The following is a 19037-nucleotide window of genomic DNA, read 5'->3' as shown; positions in this document are numbered from 1 at the left end:
AGTATTAAAGCATTTAATGAACAGATCACTAAATTCAGTTACTTATATCGGCTTTCTAAGGGTAATATTTAATTTTGTGGCAATTTTTTGTGGACTTTCAAAATTCTAAGATGAGATTTCAAGGCCTTATAAAGTTAATTAGTTAAACTAAATGCTTTTAGTTTTAAAAAATCTATAGAATTTCTTAAGGTTTTTACATAGATTTTGTTTGGGAAATAGAAAGGCCCAGATGAGACTGGGCCTTGAATATTTTTAAATATATAATTTTGACTTATTCAGCTGCAAAGTAGCCAATGTAATCTACCGAACATGTGTCTGGATCAACAGCAATTGCAGCATTAAACCAACCTGAGTGTTCAGAACCAATTGCAGAGTAGATAAGCTTATCTTCGTTGAATTGTGCTAGCTTATTTCCTCTTTCATTTAGAAGTTCGCTACCTTGAGTAAGGTACATTAGATACTTCACTTCTAGAGGGCGATCCGCTCTAATCTTTCTTTCAAGTTGCTTACTTACGGCATTGTCACAAGCGATTACGTTTGAGCTAATTGCTAGACATGAGATAAACGATAAAAGAGTAATTGCTAATTTCATAAAATGGCCTTTGTGTGGGTTACAGTTGGCCGCATCCTATCTAAATAGGGTGATATAGACAAGCTCTAGAGATTTTAAATGTAAAATTTGCTAAGAAATTAACAAGATCTTAATAATTCTCATTTGCGAATTTTAGTAGCTTCTGCTCATCAACGATATCAATACTTCTGCCACTCTTAGTGATTAAACCTTGCGCCTCTAATTCACTTAAGATTCTTGTCACACTTTCAAAAGTTGATACCGCAAAGTCAGCGATCTCTTTTCTCGTCCAATTGTGTTCAGGATGCTTGAGTTTCAAGTAGACAAGTGCCTCAACAATTCTGGCCTTAGCTGATTTATCTGCCATTCCGGCCAGTCTTCTCTCTGCATTTCCTAGCTCTCTTGCGAGAATCTTTGTCATATTCTTCAAGAGGGCAGGGCTTTCAAGACATATATTATCACACTGCTTACGATCGATGAGCATAAGCTTAGCTTTCGTCAAGCTAACTGAGTTTGCATGATAAGGAGTTTCTAGAAAGTATGAACGATGGCCAAAGATTTCCCCTGGCCCGTAAACTCTTAGGAAGCTCTCTTTTCCATTTTCGCTATTGTAGTAGAGACCAATAATGCCTTCTTCTACAATATAGAGATATTGTGGGAATTCTGACTCTCTGTATATAACTTCACCTTTTTGATATTGGCGATAAATAGGTTGTTCAATATTGTTTAAGATTTCCTTAATCATGTTTTTCCAAGTTTGATGGCGATCAATGTTAATTTATAATCATTATATATAATTAATTTAACTTTGAAAGTCTTAGAAGACTCTTAAGAAGTAATACAAAGTAACGATATTTAACAAAAAGGTGAGTATATGACTAACTTTACATGGCCGCTTGTGGGCGGAATTTTAATTGGAGTAGCTGCAGCATTTTTGCTCTATTTTAATGGGCGAGTTGCAGGTATTTCGGGAATCTTTTTTAATTTCCACAAAAAGAATGATGGTGGTTTTTGGAGAATTTTCTTCGTTGTAGGTCTGTTGGCCGGAGGACTAATTGTTAAGTTAGTTAATCCAGACTTCTTCTCTTATGCACTAGATCTCTCTTATTCTAAGGCCATCATTGCTGGTCTCTTTGTCGGAGCTGGAACACAACTTGGCTCTGGCTGTACAAGCGGACATGGGGTCTGTGGACTATCGCGCTTTTCTAAGCGTTCTCTCGTTGCAACTCTAACTTTTATGGCCGTTGCAATCATTGTTGTTTCTTTAGTGGGGTTATTATAATGAAAAAACTAACAAGTTTAATCGCTGGTATCATATTTGGGATTGGTCTAACTGTTTCTGGCATGGTTAATCCGAAGAAAGTTATTGGCTTTCTCGATATCTTCTCTCTACAGGGTGGATGGGACGCTTCTCTTGCATTTGTTATGGGTGGAGCTGTCGTTATTGGTGTAATAGCAACTAAGCTAATCACTAAGCGTGGAGCGCCAATATGTGACACTCAATTTCATCTTCCGACAAATAAGATCGTCGATAAGAAATTAGTTACTGGTGCAGCTTTATTTGGTATCGGCTGGGGAATTGCTGGGATTTGCCCAGGCCCTGCGATTGTAAACCTTATTAATCTCTCGGCACCTATCATCGTCTTTGTCTTATCAATGGTGGTTGGGTCTCAGATCTCTAAGAAATTGACTGCAAAGTAATCATCAAAGAGATAATTTTTTTATGCGTCAACTAGTCTTATTGACTATGGCGCATAAAATAATTACTCTTGTCTGATGTATGAATACTTACACCAATTCTCTTTAAATTTTTGGCTGGCATTTGCCTATGTTATGGTGGCCCTGGGTGCGGCAACTTACTTGATATCTCTAGGAATCACAAGTATTCATCTTAATCGCTTAAGTCAAAACGCTCAATCATCTCCAATCAAGACGACTATTATGTGCTTTTCTCAGGCCATGGTTTGCATGATTATTGTTTTGTATTTCTTTTTTCCATTATATTCCACATACAAGGTACCACTAACTTTAGTGATGTTTATTTTTACATATACGGCCAGGTATTACTATTGGAGAAACCTATCTGAAGTCTTTAACGAAAATAAGACTTTGAGAATTATTTATAGTGGTATTGTTGTAGGGGCAATCGGATGTTGCCTAATTCATCTTTTATGGTTTTTTATGAAAGGAGCTGGTCCTTGTTGTCTTGGCCAAGAGTTAGTTAAAAATCCTGCTTCAAATTATATTTTGAAGGTACAAATTCCATTTTTAATGAATGAGAGTTTTTCTCGATTCGTTAAATTTTTTACGATTACTGTATCAATTGTCTATATTCGTTTCTTTTTAATTTCACTTAAGACCCGTGATTATCTTATGATATTTGGGCTTTTAATTAGTGTTCTTAATATCTTTTATACGACTAGTTATCATGCATTTGGATTCAAATATTGGATTCCTCTCTACTTTGTTGTCGACCTTTTGGAATATACAAGACTACAGCAACTTGAAGTAACTCATTTTGCAAATAAACTAAATGAGCAAAAGCAATCCTATCATTCGATGATTCACGATCTAGCTAATCCATTACAATTTACCAACCTACGTCTGCAACGACTTAAGCGTACAAACTCAATAGATGACTCAAAAGAGGTTAATGCTATTTATGAAGGAACTAAAAGCGCTATTGATATTCTAAATAATTATAAAAACGTTGGATCGAATGAATCTTTTATTTCAGATATAATACAAGAAGTAATTTCAATCTTCCCTGAGTCTAATATTATCTATACTAGGCCCAAGAATGAAGTACGAGTAAATAAAGGAATTATCAAGAACTCATTGATTAATCTTATCAAAAACTCTCATGAAGCTCTTAAAGAAGATTTAGAATGGATCGAAATAAAAATCAACAACTTCGATGATCGACTGATTATCAAAGTTATCGATAATGGAAAGTATGTCGATTTCAAGACTCCTGATTCGGCATTTGATTTTGGAACTTCTTCTAAAGGCGATAAAAGAGGGGTAGGTTTATATTCGATAAAAAAAGATATTGAAAAAATTAACGGTAATTTAAAACTTGTTAACGAAGAATCTTATACTTGTTTTACAATAGAGATATAAATACATGATTGATGTAAATTTGAATCAAACTGAGATTAAAATGATACCGGCCATATATTGTTCGATAACTTTCGTTGTTGGTATCTATTATCTTTTCTTAAGTCTAAGTGCATATCGTGTTCGTACTATTTTTAAATCGTCTTTCGTTGTCGAGAGAATGCCTTTTTACCAGGCGGTGATTTGTTTTCTTATTGTTTCGCTATTATTTGTTCCTTTATATTCAGATTATAAGATTGGAGTCTCTCTTCTTATTTTCTTTTTTCTTTTTCTAGCACGTCTGGACTTGTGGAGCTCTTTAAGCAGAATCCTAAAGGAGCATAGTCTTCTTATGACTATGTATAAGATCGTGGTTTACTTGGCCCTTTTTATTTTTGGAGTTCACTTTTTTCTTTATTTGATTGAGGGAAGTGGGTCGTGTTGCATAAGTGATGATGTTATCTCTAAGACAACTAATGAATTAACGAAATTGCTTTTGCCATTTAATATGAGTAAGCTCTTAACTGCATCGTATCGAATTGTCGCATTTCTTAGCTTATTAATTTATATTCGTTTTGCTTATCTTGCATACAAAAAAGCCGACAAATTTTTACTCGTCGGCCTTTGTATTAATATTACATATTATTGTTATTTCTTTTTCAACTTCCTCGTTTTTCACAATTATTGGATACCAATTTTTTATCTTGCTGATCTTGTCATTTATTTACGACTTATAAGAATCAGTAGAGGAAAATGAGTTAGTTGCACTTTCCAAGTTCAAAATTAATTGTTCCATAACCATTTGTGCAAGCAGTGCAATTTATCGCTGCTTTGACTTGATCACCCGGAGCAATATGAACATTCACATTTCCACCTGGGAATGGGATACCTGCTGTAACTGGAGAGTCATTTAAGACAACGTCAAATGAAGCACTTGAGACATCCCCAGAATTCAATTGAATATAAACATTTTCAATGCACCAGTATTGAGATGAGTTATAGCCTTGAACATTTGTTACAGTTGTATCGACTTGGTTTTGAATTCCAAAATACCAATTTATTGTTGTATCCGCATTAAAGAACTCAAAAGAGATGACGGCCCTATTATCATTTTCAAAAAGGTAGGCATTACCATCAGCGTCTGTTTTAAAACATGATGATAAACTAAAAAGTACTGTTATTAAGAGTAGCGCTCTCATTAAAACTCCATTTCATATAAGACGCTAAAGTCTTTATTTTTAACTATAATATCTTGTGCAATAAATTCGCGGTGTAAGAAATTAAACAATAGGGCAGTTGAGTTCGAAAGACGTCTTCTTGCTCCAAATTCAAAGCCTTTGCCTGAGTAGATGGCAATATTAGGGTGATGAGAGTCAACGATATATGAGCGGTAGCTTGTTAGAAAACTCCAATTATCACTGTAGTCATATTCTGCTCCAAATTTAACATAAGGTGCAAATTGCGTTCTTTGATCCATAACCGGTGTCAGGCTTGTTTCAAACCTAGCGACGAGAAACATTTCGTCATTCATAAAATAACCAGTTGTTAGCCTGAAGCGATTATTTAATCGATAGTATGCTTGAATACCTAACTCAAAAGTTAAGATGTCATCATCCATGTCTTCAGGTTCAAGATCGCTGCGATCCATGAAATAGGCGTGGATTCCAAAGATATAATCAAGGTATAGTTGTTGATTTAAAACATGGCGGTAGTGTCCAATGAGATCTGCACCAAGACCTCCGTAATTGTCATCATCGCTACCATTATTATTGTCCATATTTGAGTAATTCATCTGCTTAACGCTTAAGCCTGTTTTTAATCCCCACGAATTCTTCAATCCCGCTAGCTTGGCCGCTGCAGAATAAGGTCTATGGTCCACAACTTCGTGGCCTTGTACTTCTTTGTATTCAATTTTCTCATTAAGCTTTTTGACAACTTCTTTTGTCTCATCATCTTGTTTTGTGGCAACAAACCCTTTCTTCTTATCTAGCTCAATTCCATTGGCGGCAACAAATTGCCCTGTGTTCTTATCAACACTACCAATATCGAGAGTTTCGTCTTGTATCGCCGGAATAAAAATTGCAGAATCAAGATCAACGATGGCACCATTTTTTGGAACTTCATCTTCTTCCACATCATTACCGTAAAGAGCGGTGATTTCTTTCTTACTAAGGTCCTTGGCCGTGGCTTTTTCGATATCATTTCTTTTTACACTTTCAAGATTCTCATTCTTTTCAAGTGCAATTAGCTGGCTTGGGTTAACTTTTTGTGGAGGAGTTTCATCATATAGGTGAGCATAAGTTGTTGATGCAGTTCCTTTTTTTACGATTGTTACATCATCACGATCAAGGTTATCTCTAACGGTTTTTTCAGGATCAATACTCTCACTATTAATTTTCTTAACAGCTACTTCTCCCTCAAGAGTGACAACAGAAGTTGCTTGGTTTTCTTGGCTGACGACTGTAACAAACTCAGTTCCTCGAACACCTAAGGCCATTGTTTTTGTTTTGATATAGACTTTATTAAATGCACTATGGCCCTTAGACTTTTTGGCCGGAACAATCTTAGATCGCATCTTTCCGTTTAGAACCTGAATAATACTTCCTGATTTCTTTTCCACTTTTGTGAGCTCGATTTTAGAATTTGGCCCAACAACAATATAACTTCCGTCATCTAGAATCTCAATTTTCACAAATGAGCGAAGTCTGGTTACAATAGAAGTATTTTCTTTTAGTAATTGTCCTTTCTTGATCCAAGTTGCTTGCATGGCACCAGGTGGAAGTTGTGAAACTTCTCCTCGTATATTTACAACTTTTGCAAAGGCGGCAATTGCATTGGATTGAATAAAACTCAAAGAAATTAAGAGAAATGATATTTTAATTAGATTCATAAAAGTAAACATCCGTGTTTAATTAATTTATCTAATTATAAATAAAAAACAGATGAATGTTTACTTTTTTTTACTTTCTTTAAACAGATTCAGATGCAGTCTGTAGATAATTTTGTAAACCAATTTTATCAATTAGTGAAAGTTGAGTTTCTAGCCAATCGATATGATCATTTTCAGTATCTGAAAGTAGTCCCAATAGTAGGTCTCTTGAAACATAGTCATTAACAGACTCACAGAGGGCGATTGCCTTTCTAAGTAATTTACTATTTTCAACTTCATACTGAAGCTCATCAGATAATAATTGCTTCACATCACGACTTGGCTTGTATGGAAGACGCGTTCCTAACTCAGGTAGGCCCTCTAAGAAGATAATTCTTTCAATTAGCTTGGTTGCGTGAATTGTTTCATCATCTTTTTCATGATCAATGCGCTCATATAATTTAGTCAGTCCCATGTCTTGAAAAAGGCGTGAATGAAGGAAATAGAGATCAATGGCCGATAGCTCTTGTGTTAGTAACTCATTAAAAATAGTGATAACTTCTTGATTTCCTTTCATTTTTTCTCCTTTTATAAAGCATACATGAAAGCGGTTCTTTTTTAAATACAATAATAGTTGAGTAATACGCTAAAGTTATTCTTAAGATTATCCGATAATTTTACTACGTGATTAGGACGTAGGAGGAATTATGAAAAAGTTAATGGCCATGGCCGTATTAGGGCTTACGCTCGTTTCTTGTGGGACATCCCCCCAGCGAGACATTGCATCGGTAGAGGGTGCTTGCTCACTACAAAAGCATCCAGCTAAGAATCATTATCGTATCTTGATAAACGATAAACCTCATAGCCAGTTTTGGTATACAAAAGGTGATGCGCTTAAGATTCAAGACTCATTTTCTAAAAAAGGAATGTGTGAAAACTAAGATTTAATTATTTAGGGAGAGAAATAAAAAGGCCCGCGGATGCGGGCCTTCTTTTGTATTGAAATATTGAATTATCAGTTCTACTTGATTGCTTCACGAATCTTAGAAGATAGCCAGTCCATGATCCAAACAATCGCTGCAATAACGATTACTAGAAGACCAACTTCATTCCATTTCGCTAGACCTTGGTACTGCATTAGCATTGTACCAATACCACCACCACCAACTAGACCAATTACTGTGGCCATACGTACGTTGATGTCCCAACGGTAGATTGAGAAAGATAGGTATGGAAGAACGATTTGTGGAACAACACCAAACCAGATTACTTGAACTGGGTGTGCACCTGTTGCCATCATTGCTTCAATAGGTCCATTAGAAACGTTTTCAATTTGCTCAGAGTATAGCTTCGAAAGTGAAGATACAGAGTGAAGACAAAGTGCCATCATACCAGCGAAAGGTCCAATACCAACCCATACAGAGAAGATAATCGCCCATACTAGTGGCTCAATTGAGCGTGAAACGTTTAGAAAGAATCTAACAACAGAGTAAATTGTCATTGTTAGACGAGATCCATTCATTAGGTTTCTAGCTGCAAAGAACGCTAGAACAAATGCAATTGGAAGTGCTACGGCCGTTGCAATGAAGGCCATGTAGATCGTTTCAATTGCTGCAAAAAGAGCTTCTTCAAAAATTGCAAAGTTTGGTGTTAAAAGAGCTGTAAAGATTCTCTTAGCACCAGTCATTCCTGATTCAGAAAGGAATTCATAAATTGAAATTTGTGAAACATAAATACTAGCAATAAATGTTAGTGCTACTGTTGCAATAAGTACGAATGAGAATGGCTCTTTCATAAATAGAGTATTCTCATCTCTTTTCATAATACCAGTTAATCCGCGTCCAAGAGACATTTTAGTTGTGTAAAGAGCTGCTGCTACTACAAAACCTGCTCCAAGAGCGATTAGTGGTTGGTTCCAAGAAAAATCTGGGTAACGTAGACCAAGAATTAGTCTCTCCCATACGATCTTCCATGAAACAAGAATCATGTATGACCAAAGAAGAAAATCGATTAAGAAAGAAAAGAAATTCATCTTAACTTTGTATGATGTGTACTCTTCTCTTGGTTTTGGTAAGTTATTAACTTGCGTATCTGCCGTTTGAGTCGTCGTTGTCATTATTTAATCCTATATCCAAAAAACTTAGTTAATTGTTACTTCTACAGCGTCTTCGCCATAAATTGTCTGGAACCATTCTTCGTTAATATCAAGTGGTTGACCTTCATAGATCAGCTTTCCACCTTTTAGAGCTACTACGCGTGATGCGTATTCTCTAACAAGTGATAAGAAGTGAAGGTTACAGATAACTGTAACACCAAGTTCTTCGTTAACTTTTTTAAGGTATTGCATAACAGAGTGAGAAGTTGCAGGGTCAAGAGACGCAACTGGCTCATCAGCAAGAAGAACCTTAGGGTTTTGCATAAGAGCACGAGCAATAGCTACACGTTGTTGCTGACCACCTGAAAGATTGTCTGCACGTACGTTTTCTTTACCTTCAAGACCAACAATCTTGATGTATTCCATTGCTTTTTTCTTATCTTCTTCAGAGTAGATACCAAGTACCGACTTGATAACTCCTGTTCTTGCAAGTGTTCCAGAAAGAACGTTAGTCATAACAGTTCTTCTTGGGATTAAGTTAAAGTGTTGGAAGATCATCCCGATGTGTGAGCGTGCAGTTCTCATTGCACTACCCTTAAGTTTAGTGATGTCTTGTCCTTCGAAGATGATCTCTCCACTAGTAACGTCGTGAAGACGATTCATACATCTTAGCATTGTCGATTTCCCAGAACCTGATAGACCGATAATTACTAGGAACTCGCCTTTGTTAACGTTGAAGCTAACGTTGTTTAGGGCGTGGCATCCGTTCGGATAAACTTTGTTAACATTTTTAACTTCTAGAATCATTTTTATTCTCTCTTTATTTAATAAAGTAAAAAACTACTATTTCTTGTTAAGTTGTTCTTCAAGATTGATATTTAGTGTTTTAATTACGTTTCTTAGTCCATCGTAATCTGCATCAGTTGTATCAACTAGGCCACCTACACTGTAAATATTTTCGAATACATCTTTTCCATCTGGAGTAGTGATGTATTTCTTAACTGCAGCAATAAAGCTTGCTGTTACGTCAGCTGGTAGATCTTTTCTAAATACGAATGGATCGTTAGGAATTTTTTCAGTGATTTGAACGATTTTTACTTTATCTTCAACATCTGGGAATTGAGTTTTTACGCGTGAACGAGCGTCACGGATTGTTCCATCTTCTGAAGGAGCAGAGTAGTAAGTTGCACCAGCATCTACTTGTCTTTGGTATACCATTGTTACAACGTTGTCGTGCTTAATAGCAAAAGTTGTGTTTCCTGGTTTTACATTGTTTTCCATCATGATTTTTAGTGGGAACATGTATCCTGAAGTTGATGAAGGGTCAGTGTATGCAAATTTCTTACCTTCAAGATCTTTAATTGAGTTAATTCCACTGTCTACGTGAGCAATGATTTGCCCTTGGTAGTAGTCGTGTCCATAACGAAGAACTTTTAGCTTTGCACTTGCACCATATTTTTCATTTGCCATTAGGTAACCGAAAGAGTTCATAACAGCAATATCAGCTCTTTTTGAACCAAAAGATTCAACAACTGAGATATAGTTTGTTGGAATACCTGTCTTGAAGTAAAGACCAGTTTCTTTCTCTAAGAATTTGATAAAGTGAACTGAATTCGACGCAATAGTGTCTGCATCAACTGATGGTGTAAAGTAAAGTTTAACAGGATTATCTTTACTTCCTAGTTTCATATCTCTCTTACAAGAGATCCCTGTCGTTATTGCTAGTACAATGCTCATTACCGCAACAATTGTGTGTTTCATTTGTTGTTCTCCTCGTATATTGAATCCTAATATATAGAAATCTAAAAAAATCTAACATTTTGAAATTACGCTCTTTTAGCATGAATAAGACAGTTTTTTAATGTCAACCTAATCACAATTATAATTATCTTTGAAAACTGAATAATTTCAGTAATTTATCTTAGGTAGTTTTTATAATATTTAGTCTTTGTCTAATTTAAACAAGGTTATAATAAGAACATGGCGTTAAATATCAAAAAACTCGAAAATCCTGTGCGTCCAACTGATCAAATAAGCTCAGATCAGACACGTGTGAAGCGGCTTCATAAAGGTTGTGATGGATCAAAAAATTTTGATGAGAGCAATAATGATAGTAAGCGTATGTCATTGATAAAAAGCTTTGTAGAGGAGCTCTACGAACGCAAACGCTCTGTGAAAAAGAAGCTAAAAGACAAAAAAGAGAAGATGAATGAGGCCATCAGAAGGCTAAATATTCTCTAATTTCTTTGTGCGCCACTACAGTCCTGATGTCGGGCAGAAATCAAGGTGGTTTGGCCTTAGTAAAGTTGTTTTCTTTAGGGCCTGGTGTGGGAATTTTCCAAGTTTTGATTCCGTAAAAATCACTCTTTTAAGCTCTTTTGGGCCATCGATTAAATGAATTTTTTCGTCCATAAGGATCTGCAGCCTTTGCATTAGTATAAGTGCTAAATCTCTATGGTAGTCATCTAAGGATGGATATAATTTTATCAAATTTTGTAGAATGTATTGTTGTGTTTCTTTATGCGACTCAAAAATATACTGGCAGGCCATAAAAGTAAGTTCAAGCTTTGAGATAAGCTTCTTTTGATTTCCATTCCCTGACATCTTTTTGGCAAAAACAATGGCCAGTTGCAATTGATGATAACACTCTTCCGAAAGATTATTGTTAAAAGCTACTTGCGCGATGTTGAGGTAGTTTTTTATCGTAAATATTTCTTTAAAAACTTTTGTCACTTTTTGTTTCTTTGAGACAACTGAGAAAGTCGATTTAAAGAGATCACAGTAGTGAATTTGCTTTATTTCAAATTTCTTTGAATCAAAAATTGAAAGATAAATATCACCTGAATTAATCGTTAAGGCCGAAATTGTCGTAGGCCAATGTTTCTTCTTATATGTATCAAGATGGTATTTAAAATAATCTTTTTCAGTCCTTTCTTTGCCGTCATAAACATGAACTTCTTGGCCATCAATAGCAACAACTCGGTAATTACCACCAGCATCCTTTATATGGAACTCCCAGTGGAAAACAAGCTCTTGTTCTTTTAAGAATTTTACGGCCTCATTAATATCGTTGAAACCTAATAAAACAACTAGGGCCAAGTAGCTTGCGCTCATTCCCTTATAGTTGATCTTTAATGCATCTCTTTGTACTAGTTGGACACTTAATCCCGCTTCATTAACACCACCATATGTTGCAAATGGTGACATTAGGTTTTGAATAACGATAGCCTCAAGGTTTTGTCCGGACTTAAAATGAACAAATCTAATTTTGTCATTGAAAGTCTCTTGGATTGGAGTATTGATTAACTCAATTGGAGAGTTCGCTTCTAAGTGATAATCTTTTATCCCTTCAAAGACAGCACTTGGGTTATTTAAGTACTCATGCATAAAGCTTAAATAAAGTGCGTCTTTTGGACTTATTCCTAGGCCTTGAGCGTAGCTAGTTATTAGCTTATGATACGACTTTCTATAGTATTCATCCGAATGGTCTTTTAAAAAAGTACTTTGGTGGGCAAATACCTGACTAAAGAGTTTATGAATTGCGCCTTTTAAAATATTTGGCCCAAAATATGAGCTTTCTCTCAAATTACTCCAGGCAAGTTTTACATCTTCCTTATCGAGGGCGGCCAATTGGTAAATTGATTCCTCTAAATTGTCGAAGAGTTCTATGTATAGTGGAGAATTTTCTTTAAATGGAGCGCTCATGTCTAATATTTTAAGTTCACTTGTTAATCCTAGCAATCAAACTTTTATTGCCGTATGTGTTGCCTTGTCTGGTCTTAGAGTGGCCATTGAGTTAACTAGATTCTCACCGGCCAACTGGCCTATTTCAAAACAATTTTCTAAAAACTTTGGTGAAGATTTCACTCAAAGGTTTCATAAAGTAGGTCTATATATTTGTATTGGACAAATTATTTTGTGGGCCCCTGAGCTTCTATTTGCTTCTTAGTCTCACTTTCATTTGCTAGAAGATTTCCATCATATAACTCAATCTTTCCATGGTAAGAGTTGAACGGAGCGCGAATATTTAGCTGCGATTCATTGCCTTTTTTTCTAATGTAAATCTTCACTTCTTTATCAAGCCCATGGTGTTTTACATTATCCTTGATTTGAAAAATCTTATTTAAGAAAAGTCCGTTTTGACGTGCTGTAACTTTAAAGTCTTCCACTCTTTTTAGCTCATTCCAAAGCTGTCTCGGCTCAACTCGGCCGGATAACAGCTCAGAGAATGTTAGATAAATTAATGGGTCTGACTCAAAATTATCTCCCATTAAAACAACAGAAGATGGAATATCTGTCATGTTAACGATATCGAGTAAGTGGCCTAGCTTATAAATTCCTTGAGTCTTGATATCTTTTGGAGTTAGATCATTTTCTAATATAGAAAGAATGCGGCGATAATCTTTTAGAAAGATACCGGCCGTGAAAATTTCATTAGCGTATAGCCAGTCACGAATTGCATCTTCATAAAAGTGTGGAGATGCTGAAAGAATAAATGGGTGATATCCCATTTCAATATATGACTTAAGAAGTTTCACTGAATTATCTAATGTTGGATAATTCTTTAAAGGACTTGTTAATGAGTCATAGATTTCACTTGGCTTCGAGTATTTTGTTTCAACAAGCGTCTTATCAAAGTCACAGATAATAATTTTTCGATTATCTGTAATCTTTAATGGGATGAAGGTCCCAAGATGTAACTCAAGCCCTGGGTATTTAGAAATTTCGTAGGCTTCAATCTTTGCCAAGCAATCCTTGCAATCTCTAGGAAGAGGTATCTTGGCAAGCAGGCCTCCATATGAATCTGTTTCTAAGTTCTTTGTGAAGAGTTCTTTGTTATTTTGATCTAAGGCCACAACCTTAATTTCGAACTCATATGCCCTAAGTAATTTATAAGCTTGAATAGGAAAACGCGCTTCAAATTTTTCAAAGTCCTTATTCTTCGAATACAAATTTTCACTCATTGTGAAGTCTGCCTTGAGATTAAGGTAGTTATTCGTCTGAATAGCTAAAAAATTTACGGCCTTGGCCCTTTTCAACTGATAAATCCTTGTTAAAATAGACTTTAGTTTATTTTATTCCACAAGAGGTTATATGTATATTGAATTCATTGGAGAGCAACCAGTTTATATTTCGATGGGCATCAAAGTTGTTTGCTCAATCTTTCTAGGTGGCTTTATCGGATATGACCGTGAACAGAAGATGAAATCTGCTGGGATAAAGACGAATATGTTGATCTGTCTAGGGGCAGCAACATATACATCTCTTAGTGTTCTGACCATGAGTGAGCATATGGGCACGGTGGCCGATCCCAATCGGATGGCCGCGCAAATTGTAAGTGGTATCGGTTTCTTGGGTGCAGGGGCCATTATACAAGGCCGTGGTAATGTTGTAGGGATGACGACTGCAGCTACTGTATGGGTTGTTGCTGCTATTGGGATGACTGTTGGATTTGGTTATCCTGTGATTGCTAGTTTGATTACAATTTCACTTTTTGCAGTTCTGCGTCTTATTAACCCAGTTTATCGTATGCTTGAGTCTGAGAAGGCCAAGCAAAACTTCTATATTGAAGTGCTTTCAAATGGTCGAATTCGTGGACATGTTAAGGAGATTCTATACTCAAGAGTTGAGGATATTGAAATTGTAAGTGAAGAAGTTCTTGATGCTGTATCAGACGAAAGACTTCTAACTTTAAATGTTCAGCTTCACCCTCGTTGGGTTGCTCCGATTAAGCGTGAAATTAAAACGCTCATTCGTGTGAATAAGGTTGAGTTTCACCAAAGAGATCGTGATATTTTATAAGAATTATCTTTTTGCAATACGATAGGTAAGAGTCGAAGTTTCAAGATCGTAATTTCGACTTACCTTAGTTCCATCGAGAATTTCTGGTACATCAAATTGTCTAACTAAACTCTCTGAACGTTTTGACTTGAAAGTGTTTCCATTTTCTTCAACACGCTGATCGAATTTTCTATTCTGTGTAACTGTAATGCCACGCTCTTGAGCATTGATATGAATAGTTTCTTCTTCGTGCTTAGGCACTTCAATAGAGAAGTAGTAAAAGTTCTGATCACTTTTAATGTTAGGCTCTAGCTTTGTAATATTGTAAAAGCTATCTTGGCCTTTTTCTTGGATCGTTTCCTTGGCCTTTGTATAATAACTCTTAAGAGCATTTAACTCTTCATCTATTTTTGTTTTAAGGCGCCCCATTAGGCCTTGGTGTTCCTTTTGAAGATCCGCATACTTTTTTTCGAAGGCATCTTTTCTGCTTTTTACAGTATCCTCGTGGAATGCTTTTTGGCTTTTTAGCTCATTTTGTTGAAAAACATCTGTTTGAGTTAGCTTGAAATGGTGATCGCTTTTTAGCTTAGACATCTCTTTGCGTTGCTCTCTTTCAAGGTCTTTAACGGTTGTCGAATTTTCTTTTGATAATTTATCAACACGTTGATCGAATTGTTTATTAATTCGTTGAATAAAGCCATCATTTCTAACGGAAATTTCATTGGCGAGATTCTTGGCCTTTGCTGTCTCGTCAATAATGAACTCTTCATTGTCGTACTTAACCTTTTGGGCCAATTCGTTGACAGTATTTGATGTATCCTCAAGATCGTCACGACCTCTTTGATGGACATATTCTAATTGTTGCTGATAGTTGTCTCTAATGGCAGCAATATTGGCATCTGTTTGAAGTTTTGTATGCTTTTCTTGCTTTGCAAATTGTTGACCAGTTTTTTCAAGACTATTTTTTATTTCATTAAGCCTGGCCTCTTTATGATTGAGTGATTCGATGATAGCTACTTGGTTTTGATCACGTACTGAATCTAGTTTTTCTTCTCCGATAATCCTTTGATCACTTGCCATCTGATTATAGTTTTTACGGATTGATTCAATTTCTTGTTTTTTATCCTTAATAAGGCGTTCGCGCTCATTTTTAAGCTTTAAGTTCTGCTTACTAAATTGGTTGCTATCTTCAATTCTCATAGTGCGCCGTTATTTCCTTGCTCTTGTGCTTCTTCTGGATTTGTTACATCCATTAGCTTGGCAAGCGGTGCTGCACAAACTGGATCGCCACCAGTATGACCTTTACACATCCAAGTGTTAAGGAGGTTGACGCGAATAGAGCGATTGCCTCCGTGGTACTTTACATATGAATTTGGATCAAGTGTTGAAGTAATGATCACACTCGCTGGCCCTCTCGGATTTAGACGTGAAGAGACCATGTACTGATAGACTCGGTATTCTGCATTAGCGCTTAGAGCGATTGTTGCAACGATTAATAGCTTATTGAAGCTGTGGGTTAGCATCTAAGATCTTTCCTTCTACCATTTCAACTAATGCACGAGCGACGATGTATTGGTCAATCTCATCAAATGTTGAAAAGAGAACGCGTTGTTTTTCTAGGTTATTATGTGATGAAATTTTCTTAAGCAGGGACTTTGCTTTAAGGCGTTGAGCTTTTGTCATTCGAATCTCTTCGAAATCACTTCCCATTGCAATATCTTCAAATAATGGGAAATATCCATTTGCACCAAAGTCGATTAATCTCTTAATTGAATCATAGCGTTTTAAAAATCCTAACTCGATCAACTCATTCCTCCTGAATTTCGCTTTGAAATTTTTCGTGAAAATCTCTAGAGTTATTTTATAAATTTTAGAGACTATTTGGCAGACGGCATACATTTCCTTTGATGCTATACGTATTTTCAGGTTAATTTATGAACGCGCTCGGGCAAGTTACTGTTATTTTTAAAGTACTTGATGCTTGCGGTAGGTTATGCACGCATTGAAATTAAGAAAATATAAAGATACAATTAAGTAGACGCTAAGAAGGCGTTAAATTTTCAATGAACAAGGAATGTTTTTGATGAATATCTTAACAGCTGCAACCCTGGCAATTTTATTCAACTTTTCTGCTCTCGCATTGGTGGACTATTCACCAAAGTCATCATCTAGTAATGGTGGCTCTTATAATCCTGTGACAACAAGACCTAGTGCTCCTGCTAGAAGTGAAAGAAGTGTTTCTCGTGCACAAACATCTAGCTCTAGCTCTGATTTTTGGGCCTTTTTACCAGAGTATTATGATTTCTCACTAGGCTATGTTGCAAATAAATCATTCATTACTGATGAAAATATAAATTTTGTAAATTTTAATTTAAAGATGGGATTTGCTCACGGTATCTTTATCGACTTATCTGCTAGTGGAGCTCAGTCTTTAGAAACTTCTGAATTTGAACAGGCCAACTCAGGTGTTAAGCTTGGCTTCAATTGGCTTGAAATTGGTAATGATTATAATAAGCTCATTATCGATACATACCTAGGGATGAGATTTAAAGGTGATAGTGAATTTTCGACACAAAGAAATGATCGTCTTTTAGGAGTCTCTACAGAAAAACGCTTTGGTGCCGTTGCGCTTGGTGTTGATTATGAAAGAGTTTTTGCAGACACTCTTGATAATGACGAAGAAATGGCCGTTGGTGACATCTCACATATTAAGGCCAACCTTGGAATTATGGTTTCACATGAAATTCAATTCCTTTTGACTTATGGGGAAGTAAAGGTCTCTTCAAGTGATTTCTTTACTGCTAATTCTCTAAATTCTGACTTAAAATATTCATACTTAATGCCTCAAATGTTTCTTCGTATGTCACGTTCTGTTCGTTTAAATATGGGAGCAGGTTTTCAGGTGAGTCGTCCAGATACTTCTGTTTTAAATGAAACGACTAAACTTTGGGATCTTCCTGTATTGTACGGGAATACGCTATTTGCTGGGCTTAATTTATCAATTTAAAAATAGGATACTTCATTGTTAATTTCAGATAATATTTACTACTGCAAGAATTGTAAAAAAGTTGTTCCATCTATCGAAGATTTACTCTTTGTTGAAGATGGCTCTAATCTAAGCTTTTGTAGTGAAGCATGTATAGAAAAATTTTATTCACCGCTAATTGACTACTTCACAGGTAAGATTGAAAAGAAGAGAAAAGATCTTAATATCGTTGATGAGGCTGCTTTAGAGGCCCTTGAAAATCCTGCTTTTGTTGATCGTGTGCTACATAAACCTGATGAGATATGGCGCTTAGAAAATGATCTTAAAGAAGAAATTTTTACTTTTATTTCTAAAGTTAATCATAAAGGTGAAGATATCCATTTAATGGCCATTTGCTTTGTTTTTGATCATACGCCTTCATTCGTGTTGGCATTAACGGCAACTGCCAATGATTATTTTGTGCAAGACTTTCAAGTTGGAGAAGAGGTTGAATCACTTGAAGATTACCACCGTGAAATAGAGAGTAATTCAATTTTAGACCCAGAAGATTTTGAGCATATTGAACTTAAAAAGTCTAAATTACTCGCTGAGATGATGATTCATCGAAAAGAGTTCGATATACCATTTGAAGATTTCACTCTTTATATGGACTATTTAAAGCCTACAATTGAGTCTTACGATGAGCTTTACGTTTTCAAAGACGAAGATGATGAAGAGGCCTTTGCATACTTTAAGGCCTTCGAAAAAAGTGGTGTTAGCTTCTTCTATATTGCACTTTGTACAAAAATAGAAAAAGAAGAGCAAAGCTTGATTGTTCCAATTATTTCATTTCCAACGATTGATGGGGATTTGTCGAATTCATATAAAACAGGCAAGCTCGTTGATGGAAATAAGCTTGCCCATTAATTAAATTATTTTTTTTAGAATGATTTGTAGAAGTATTCGCCCTTAGATTTAAAGGCGTCACAATATGTTCTATCGTTGTATAGATCAACATTGATTGAACACATGAAGTAGGCATCGTAAGAGATTAGCTCACGATTAAATGGAGAAGGGAATTCATAGCTTTTCTCCTTCATGACCATTACACCGTTGATTCTAAATTGTTGATAGCGTCCGTAATCACGATTCTTAGTTAAGTTAAATAATGAAATTGTCCCAGAGCTATTAATGTACTTACATTGGGCAGAACCAAGATAAATTGAATTTCCTGAGGCCTCTGAAGTTGGTATGACACAAACTCTAGAATTTGTATCAGGGTTTTTTAGTTGGACATAGATTTGAGTTTCGTTAGTGCGAGACTGACAAATTGTATTTGGTCCAAGGTGACTATTTGAAGTATTTGCAAATCCTGTCTGACCATCAAGAGACCAGCTACAGTGAGCAATTGCACTTGGAATATTTGCATTTGAACCATTTGAAGTTGAACTTCCTGAATCATCAATATCAATGACTGAAGAGCCTCCTCCTGATCCAACACTAGAGCCTGAACCAGAGCTATTCGTATCATAGATTGAGCGTGTCTCTCTTGGTGCTACACAAGAAGTAAGGGCCATGATTGCTGTGATAAAAATTAGTTTTTTCATTCAATTCTCCGAATTAATCACCTAACTTATCGGTAATTTTGAAAAAATAT

General features: G+C 35.8%; 23 protein-coding genes. 9 read left to right on the top strand and 14 right to left on the bottom strand.

The window, feature by feature from the left end:
• Positions 1 to 271: 271 nt before the first annotated feature.
• Together C0Z22_RS05655 and C0Z22_RS05650 are read right to left on the bottom strand one after the other, a co-directional pair.
• On the bottom strand, positions 272 to 592 hold the full coding sequence (locus C0Z22_RS05655) for a hypothetical protein (RefSeq protein WP_103217369.1): 321 nt from the start codon (positions 590 to 592) through the stop codon (positions 272 to 274).
• A 109-nt stretch (positions 593 to 701) separates the two neighbouring features.
• Entirely contained in the window at positions 702 to 1316 is a 615-nt protein-coding gene (locus C0Z22_RS05650) for a Crp/Fnr family transcriptional regulator (protein WP_103217368.1), read from the bottom strand.
• Between the two features lie 129 nt (positions 1317 to 1445).
• Here C0Z22_RS05650 and C0Z22_RS05645 point away from each other — a divergent pair, with 129 nt between their 5' ends.
• The 3 genes from C0Z22_RS05645 (at position 1446) to C0Z22_RS05635 (ending at position 3694) form a co-directional block, all read left to right on the top strand.
• Positions 1446 to 1853, top strand: coding sequence for a YeeE/YedE family protein (locus C0Z22_RS05645; protein WP_103217367.1), 408 nt, complete (start codon positions 1446 to 1448; stop codon positions 1851 to 1853).
• Positions 1853 to 2272 carry a YeeE/YedE family protein gene (locus tag C0Z22_RS05640; protein WP_199177522.1) on the top strand — a complete coding sequence of 140 codons (420 nt, stop codon included), beginning with the start codon at positions 1853 to 1855 and terminating at the stop codon, positions 2270 to 2272. The genes C0Z22_RS05645 and C0Z22_RS05640 overlap by 1 nt, the downstream gene beginning before the upstream one ends.
• Positions 2273 to 2347: 75 nt before the next feature.
• The gene (locus C0Z22_RS05635) at positions 2348 to 3694 is read left to right on the top strand and encodes a HAMP domain-containing sensor histidine kinase (RefSeq protein ID WP_103217365.1); all 1347 of its coding nucleotides are present in this window, start codon (positions 2348 to 2350) and stop codon (positions 3692 to 3694) included.
• 734 nt (positions 3695 to 4428) lie between these two features.
• Here the strand turns inward: C0Z22_RS05635 and C0Z22_RS05625 are convergent.
• From C0Z22_RS05625 to bfr, 3 genes are all read right to left on the bottom strand, one after another.
• The gene (locus C0Z22_RS05625) at positions 4429 to 4869 is read right to left on the bottom strand and encodes a hypothetical protein (RefSeq protein ID WP_103217363.1); all 441 of its coding nucleotides are present in this window, start codon (positions 4867 to 4869) and stop codon (positions 4429 to 4431) included.
• A complete protein-coding gene (locus C0Z22_RS05620) occupies positions 4869 to 6560 on the bottom strand; it encodes a FecR domain-containing protein (RefSeq protein ID WP_158246826.1) in 1692 nt (563 codons plus the stop codon). The genes C0Z22_RS05625 and C0Z22_RS05620 overlap by 1 nt, the downstream gene beginning before the upstream one ends.
• Before the next feature lie 79 nt (positions 6561 to 6639).
• Positions 6640 to 7116: a bacterioferritin gene (gene bfr / locus C0Z22_RS05615; RefSeq protein WP_103217361.1), complete on the bottom strand. Its 477-nt coding sequence runs from the start codon at positions 7114 to 7116 to the stop codon at positions 6640 to 6642.
• 130 nt (positions 7117 to 7246) lie between these two features.
• On the opposite strand from bfr, the gene C0Z22_RS05610 reads away from it, so the two are divergent.
• Positions 7247 to 7480: a hypothetical protein gene (locus C0Z22_RS05610; protein WP_103217360.1), complete on the top strand. Its 234-nt coding sequence runs from the start codon at positions 7247 to 7249 to the stop codon at positions 7478 to 7480.
• Between the two features lie 80 nt (positions 7481 to 7560).
• Here the strand turns inward: C0Z22_RS05610 and phnE are convergent, their stop codons facing one another.
• Genes phnE through C0Z22_RS05595 form a run of 3 tightly spaced genes read right to left on the bottom strand, consistent with a single transcriptional unit; the run spans position 7561 to position 10395 of the window.
• Positions 7561 to 8655, bottom strand: a complete 1095-nt coding sequence (phnE, locus tag C0Z22_RS05605; protein WP_103217359.1) for a phosphonate ABC transporter, permease protein PhnE — start codon at positions 8653 to 8655, stop codon at positions 7561 to 7563.
• A 24-nt stretch (positions 8656 to 8679) separates the two neighbouring features.
• Positions 8680 to 9441, bottom strand: coding sequence for a phosphonate ABC transporter ATP-binding protein (phnC, locus tag C0Z22_RS05600; RefSeq protein ID WP_103217358.1), 762 nt, complete (start codon positions 9439 to 9441; stop codon positions 8680 to 8682).
• Positions 9442 to 9477: 36 nt separating this feature from the next.
• Complete coding sequence (locus C0Z22_RS05595) at positions 9478 to 10395, bottom strand: phosphate/phosphite/phosphonate ABC transporter substrate-binding protein (RefSeq protein ID WP_103217357.1); 918 nt, start codon at positions 10393 to 10395, stop codon at positions 9478 to 9480.
• A gap of 219 nt (positions 10396 to 10614) precedes the next feature.
• Here C0Z22_RS05595 and C0Z22_RS05590 point away from each other — a divergent pair, with 219 nt between their 5' ends.
• The gene (locus C0Z22_RS05590; protein WP_103217356.1) at positions 10615 to 10875 is read left to right on the top strand and encodes a hypothetical protein; all 261 of its coding nucleotides are present in this window, start codon (positions 10615 to 10617) and stop codon (positions 10873 to 10875) included.
• Positions 10876 to 10890: 15 nt separating this feature from the next.
• Here the strand turns inward: C0Z22_RS05590 and C0Z22_RS05585 are convergent, their stop codons facing one another.
• Positions 10891 to 12339, bottom strand: coding sequence for a hypothetical protein (locus C0Z22_RS05585; protein WP_103217355.1), 1449 nt, complete (start codon positions 12337 to 12339; stop codon positions 10891 to 10893).
• Between C0Z22_RS05585 and C0Z22_RS05580 the strand changes: the two genes are divergently transcribed.
• Positions 12338 to 12583 carry a hypothetical protein gene (locus C0Z22_RS05580; protein ID WP_103217354.1) on the top strand — a complete coding sequence of 82 codons (246 nt, stop codon included), beginning with the start codon at positions 12338 to 12340 and terminating at the stop codon, positions 12581 to 12583. The two genes, C0Z22_RS05585 and C0Z22_RS05580, sit on opposite strands and share 2 nt — an antisense overlap.
• On the opposite strand, the gene C0Z22_RS05575 is transcribed toward C0Z22_RS05580, so the two are convergent.
• Complete coding sequence (locus tag C0Z22_RS05575; RefSeq protein ID WP_146037808.1) at positions 12546 to 13598, bottom strand: phosphatase domain-containing protein; 1053 nt, start codon at positions 13596 to 13598, stop codon at positions 12546 to 12548. The genes C0Z22_RS05580 and C0Z22_RS05575 overlap by 38 nt on opposite strands.
• 130 nt (positions 13599 to 13728) lie before the next feature.
• On the opposite strand from C0Z22_RS05575, the gene C0Z22_RS05570 reads away from it, so the two are divergent.
• Positions 13729 to 14436 carry an MgtC/SapB family protein gene (locus C0Z22_RS05570; RefSeq protein ID WP_103217352.1) on the top strand — a complete coding sequence of 236 codons (708 nt, stop codon included), beginning with the start codon at positions 13729 to 13731 and terminating at the stop codon, positions 14434 to 14436.
• Between the two features lie 3 nt (positions 14437 to 14439).
• On the opposite strand, the gene C0Z22_RS05565 is transcribed toward C0Z22_RS05570, so the two are convergent.
• From C0Z22_RS05565 to C0Z22_RS05555, 3 genes are read right to left on the bottom strand one after another with little or no spacing between them, the layout of a single operon-like run.
• Positions 14440 to 15615: an Hsp20 family protein gene (locus tag C0Z22_RS05565; RefSeq protein WP_103217351.1), complete on the bottom strand. Its 1176-nt coding sequence runs from the start codon at positions 15613 to 15615 to the stop codon at positions 14440 to 14442.
• Complete coding sequence (locus C0Z22_RS05560; protein WP_103217350.1) at positions 15612 to 15938, bottom strand: hypothetical protein; 327 nt, start codon at positions 15936 to 15938, stop codon at positions 15612 to 15614. The genes C0Z22_RS05565 and C0Z22_RS05560 overlap by 4 nt, the downstream gene beginning before the upstream one ends.
• The gene (locus C0Z22_RS05555; protein WP_103217349.1) at positions 15916 to 16221 is read right to left on the bottom strand and encodes a hypothetical protein; all 306 of its coding nucleotides are present in this window, start codon (positions 16219 to 16221) and stop codon (positions 15916 to 15918) included. Before C0Z22_RS05555 ends, C0Z22_RS05560 begins: the two co-directional genes overlap by 23 nt.
• Positions 16222 to 16498: 277 nt before the next feature.
• Between C0Z22_RS05555 and C0Z22_RS05550 the strand changes: the two genes are divergently transcribed.
• Together C0Z22_RS05550 and C0Z22_RS05545 are read left to right on the top strand one after the other, a co-directional pair.
• On the top strand, positions 16499 to 17422 hold the full coding sequence (locus C0Z22_RS05550; protein ID WP_103217348.1) for a hypothetical protein: 924 nt from the start codon (positions 16499 to 16501) through the stop codon (positions 17420 to 17422).
• A gap of 15 nt (positions 17423 to 17437) precedes the next feature.
• A complete protein-coding gene (locus C0Z22_RS05545; RefSeq protein WP_103217347.1) occupies positions 17438 to 18307 on the top strand; it encodes a hypothetical protein in 870 nt (289 codons plus the stop codon).
• 14 nt (positions 18308 to 18321) lie between these two features.
• Here C0Z22_RS05545 and C0Z22_RS05540 read toward each other — a convergent pair whose 3' ends face one another.
• Positions 18322 to 18987, bottom strand: coding sequence for a hypothetical protein (locus C0Z22_RS05540; protein WP_103217346.1), 666 nt, complete (start codon positions 18985 to 18987; stop codon positions 18322 to 18324).
• Positions 18988 to 19037 lie beyond the last annotated feature (50 nt).

The organism is Halobacteriovorax sp. DA5 (genome assembly GCF_002903145.1).
Classification (GTDB): domain Bacteria; phylum Bdellovibrionota; class Bacteriovoracia; order Bacteriovoracales; family Bacteriovoracaceae; genus Halobacteriovorax_A.
This window is presented reverse-complemented; position numbering and strand designations above follow the sequence as displayed.

Excerpts from the sequence above, each read along its gene's own strand:
- C0Z22_RS05625 (WP_103217363.1), bottom strand. The coding sequence starts at position 4,869 with ATGAGAGCGCTACTCTTAATAACAGTACTTTTTAGTTTATCATCATGT.
- phnC (WP_103217358.1), bottom strand. The coding sequence starts at position 9,441 with ATGATTCTAGAAGTTAAAAATGTTAACAAAGTTTATCCGAACGGATGC.
- C0Z22_RS05640 (WP_199177522.1), top strand. The coding sequence starts at position 1,853 with ATGAAAAAACTAACAAGTTTAATCGCTGGTATCATATTTGGGATTGGT.
- C0Z22_RS05645 (WP_103217367.1), top strand. The coding sequence starts at position 1,446 with ATGACTAACTTTACATGGCCGCTTGTGGGCGGAATTTTAATTGGAGTA.
- C0Z22_RS05565 (WP_103217351.1), bottom strand. The coding sequence starts at position 15,615 with ATGAGAATTGAAGATAGCAACCAATTTAGTAAGCAGAACTTAAAGCTT.
- C0Z22_RS05560 (WP_103217350.1), bottom strand. The coding sequence starts at position 15,938 with ATGCTAACCCACAGCTTCAATAAGCTATTAATCGTTGCAACAATCGCT.
- C0Z22_RS05595 (WP_103217357.1), bottom strand. The coding sequence starts at position 10,395 with ATGAAACACACAATTGTTGCGGTAATGAGCATTGTACTAGCAATAACG.
- C0Z22_RS05635 (WP_103217365.1), top strand. The coding sequence starts at position 2,348 with ATGTATGAATACTTACACCAATTCTCTTTAAATTTTTGGCTGGCATTT.
- C0Z22_RS05540 (WP_103217346.1), bottom strand. The coding sequence starts at position 18,987 with ATGAAAAAACTAATTTTTATCACAGCAATCATGGCCCTTACTTCTTGT.
- C0Z22_RS05550 (WP_103217348.1), top strand. The coding sequence starts at position 16,499 with ATGAATATCTTAACAGCTGCAACCCTGGCAATTTTATTCAACTTTTCT.
- C0Z22_RS05590 (WP_103217356.1), top strand. The coding sequence starts at position 10,615 with ATGGCGTTAAATATCAAAAAACTCGAAAATCCTGTGCGTCCAACTGAT.
- C0Z22_RS05580 (WP_103217354.1), top strand. The coding sequence starts at position 12,338 with ATGTCTAATATTTTAAGTTCACTTGTTAATCCTAGCAATCAAACTTTT.
- C0Z22_RS05585 (WP_103217355.1), bottom strand. The coding sequence starts at position 12,339 with ATGAGCGCTCCATTTAAAGAAAATTCTCCACTATACATAGAACTCTTC.
- C0Z22_RS05655 (WP_103217369.1), bottom strand. The coding sequence starts at position 592 with ATGAAATTAGCAATTACTCTTTTATCGTTTATCTCATGTCTAGCAATT.
- phnE (WP_103217359.1), bottom strand. The coding sequence starts at position 8,655 with ATGACAACGACGACTCAAACGGCAGATACGCAAGTTAATAACTTACCA.
- bfr (WP_103217361.1), bottom strand. The coding sequence starts at position 7,116 with ATGAAAGGAAATCAAGAAGTTATCACTATTTTTAATGAGTTACTAACA.
- C0Z22_RS05610 (WP_103217360.1), top strand. The coding sequence starts at position 7,247 with ATGAAAAAGTTAATGGCCATGGCCGTATTAGGGCTTACGCTCGTTTCT.
- C0Z22_RS05570 (WP_103217352.1), top strand. The coding sequence starts at position 13,729 with ATGTATATTGAATTCATTGGAGAGCAACCAGTTTATATTTCGATGGGC.
- C0Z22_RS05620 (WP_158246826.1), bottom strand. The coding sequence starts at position 6,560 with ATGAATCTAATTAAAATATCATTTCTCTTAATTTCTTTGAGTTTTATT.
- C0Z22_RS05575 (WP_146037808.1), bottom strand. The coding sequence starts at position 13,598 with ATGAGTGAAAATTTGTATTCGAAGAATAAGGACTTTGAAAAATTTGAA.
- C0Z22_RS05650 (WP_103217368.1), bottom strand. The coding sequence starts at position 1,316 with ATGATTAAGGAAATCTTAAACAATATTGAACAACCTATTTATCGCCAA.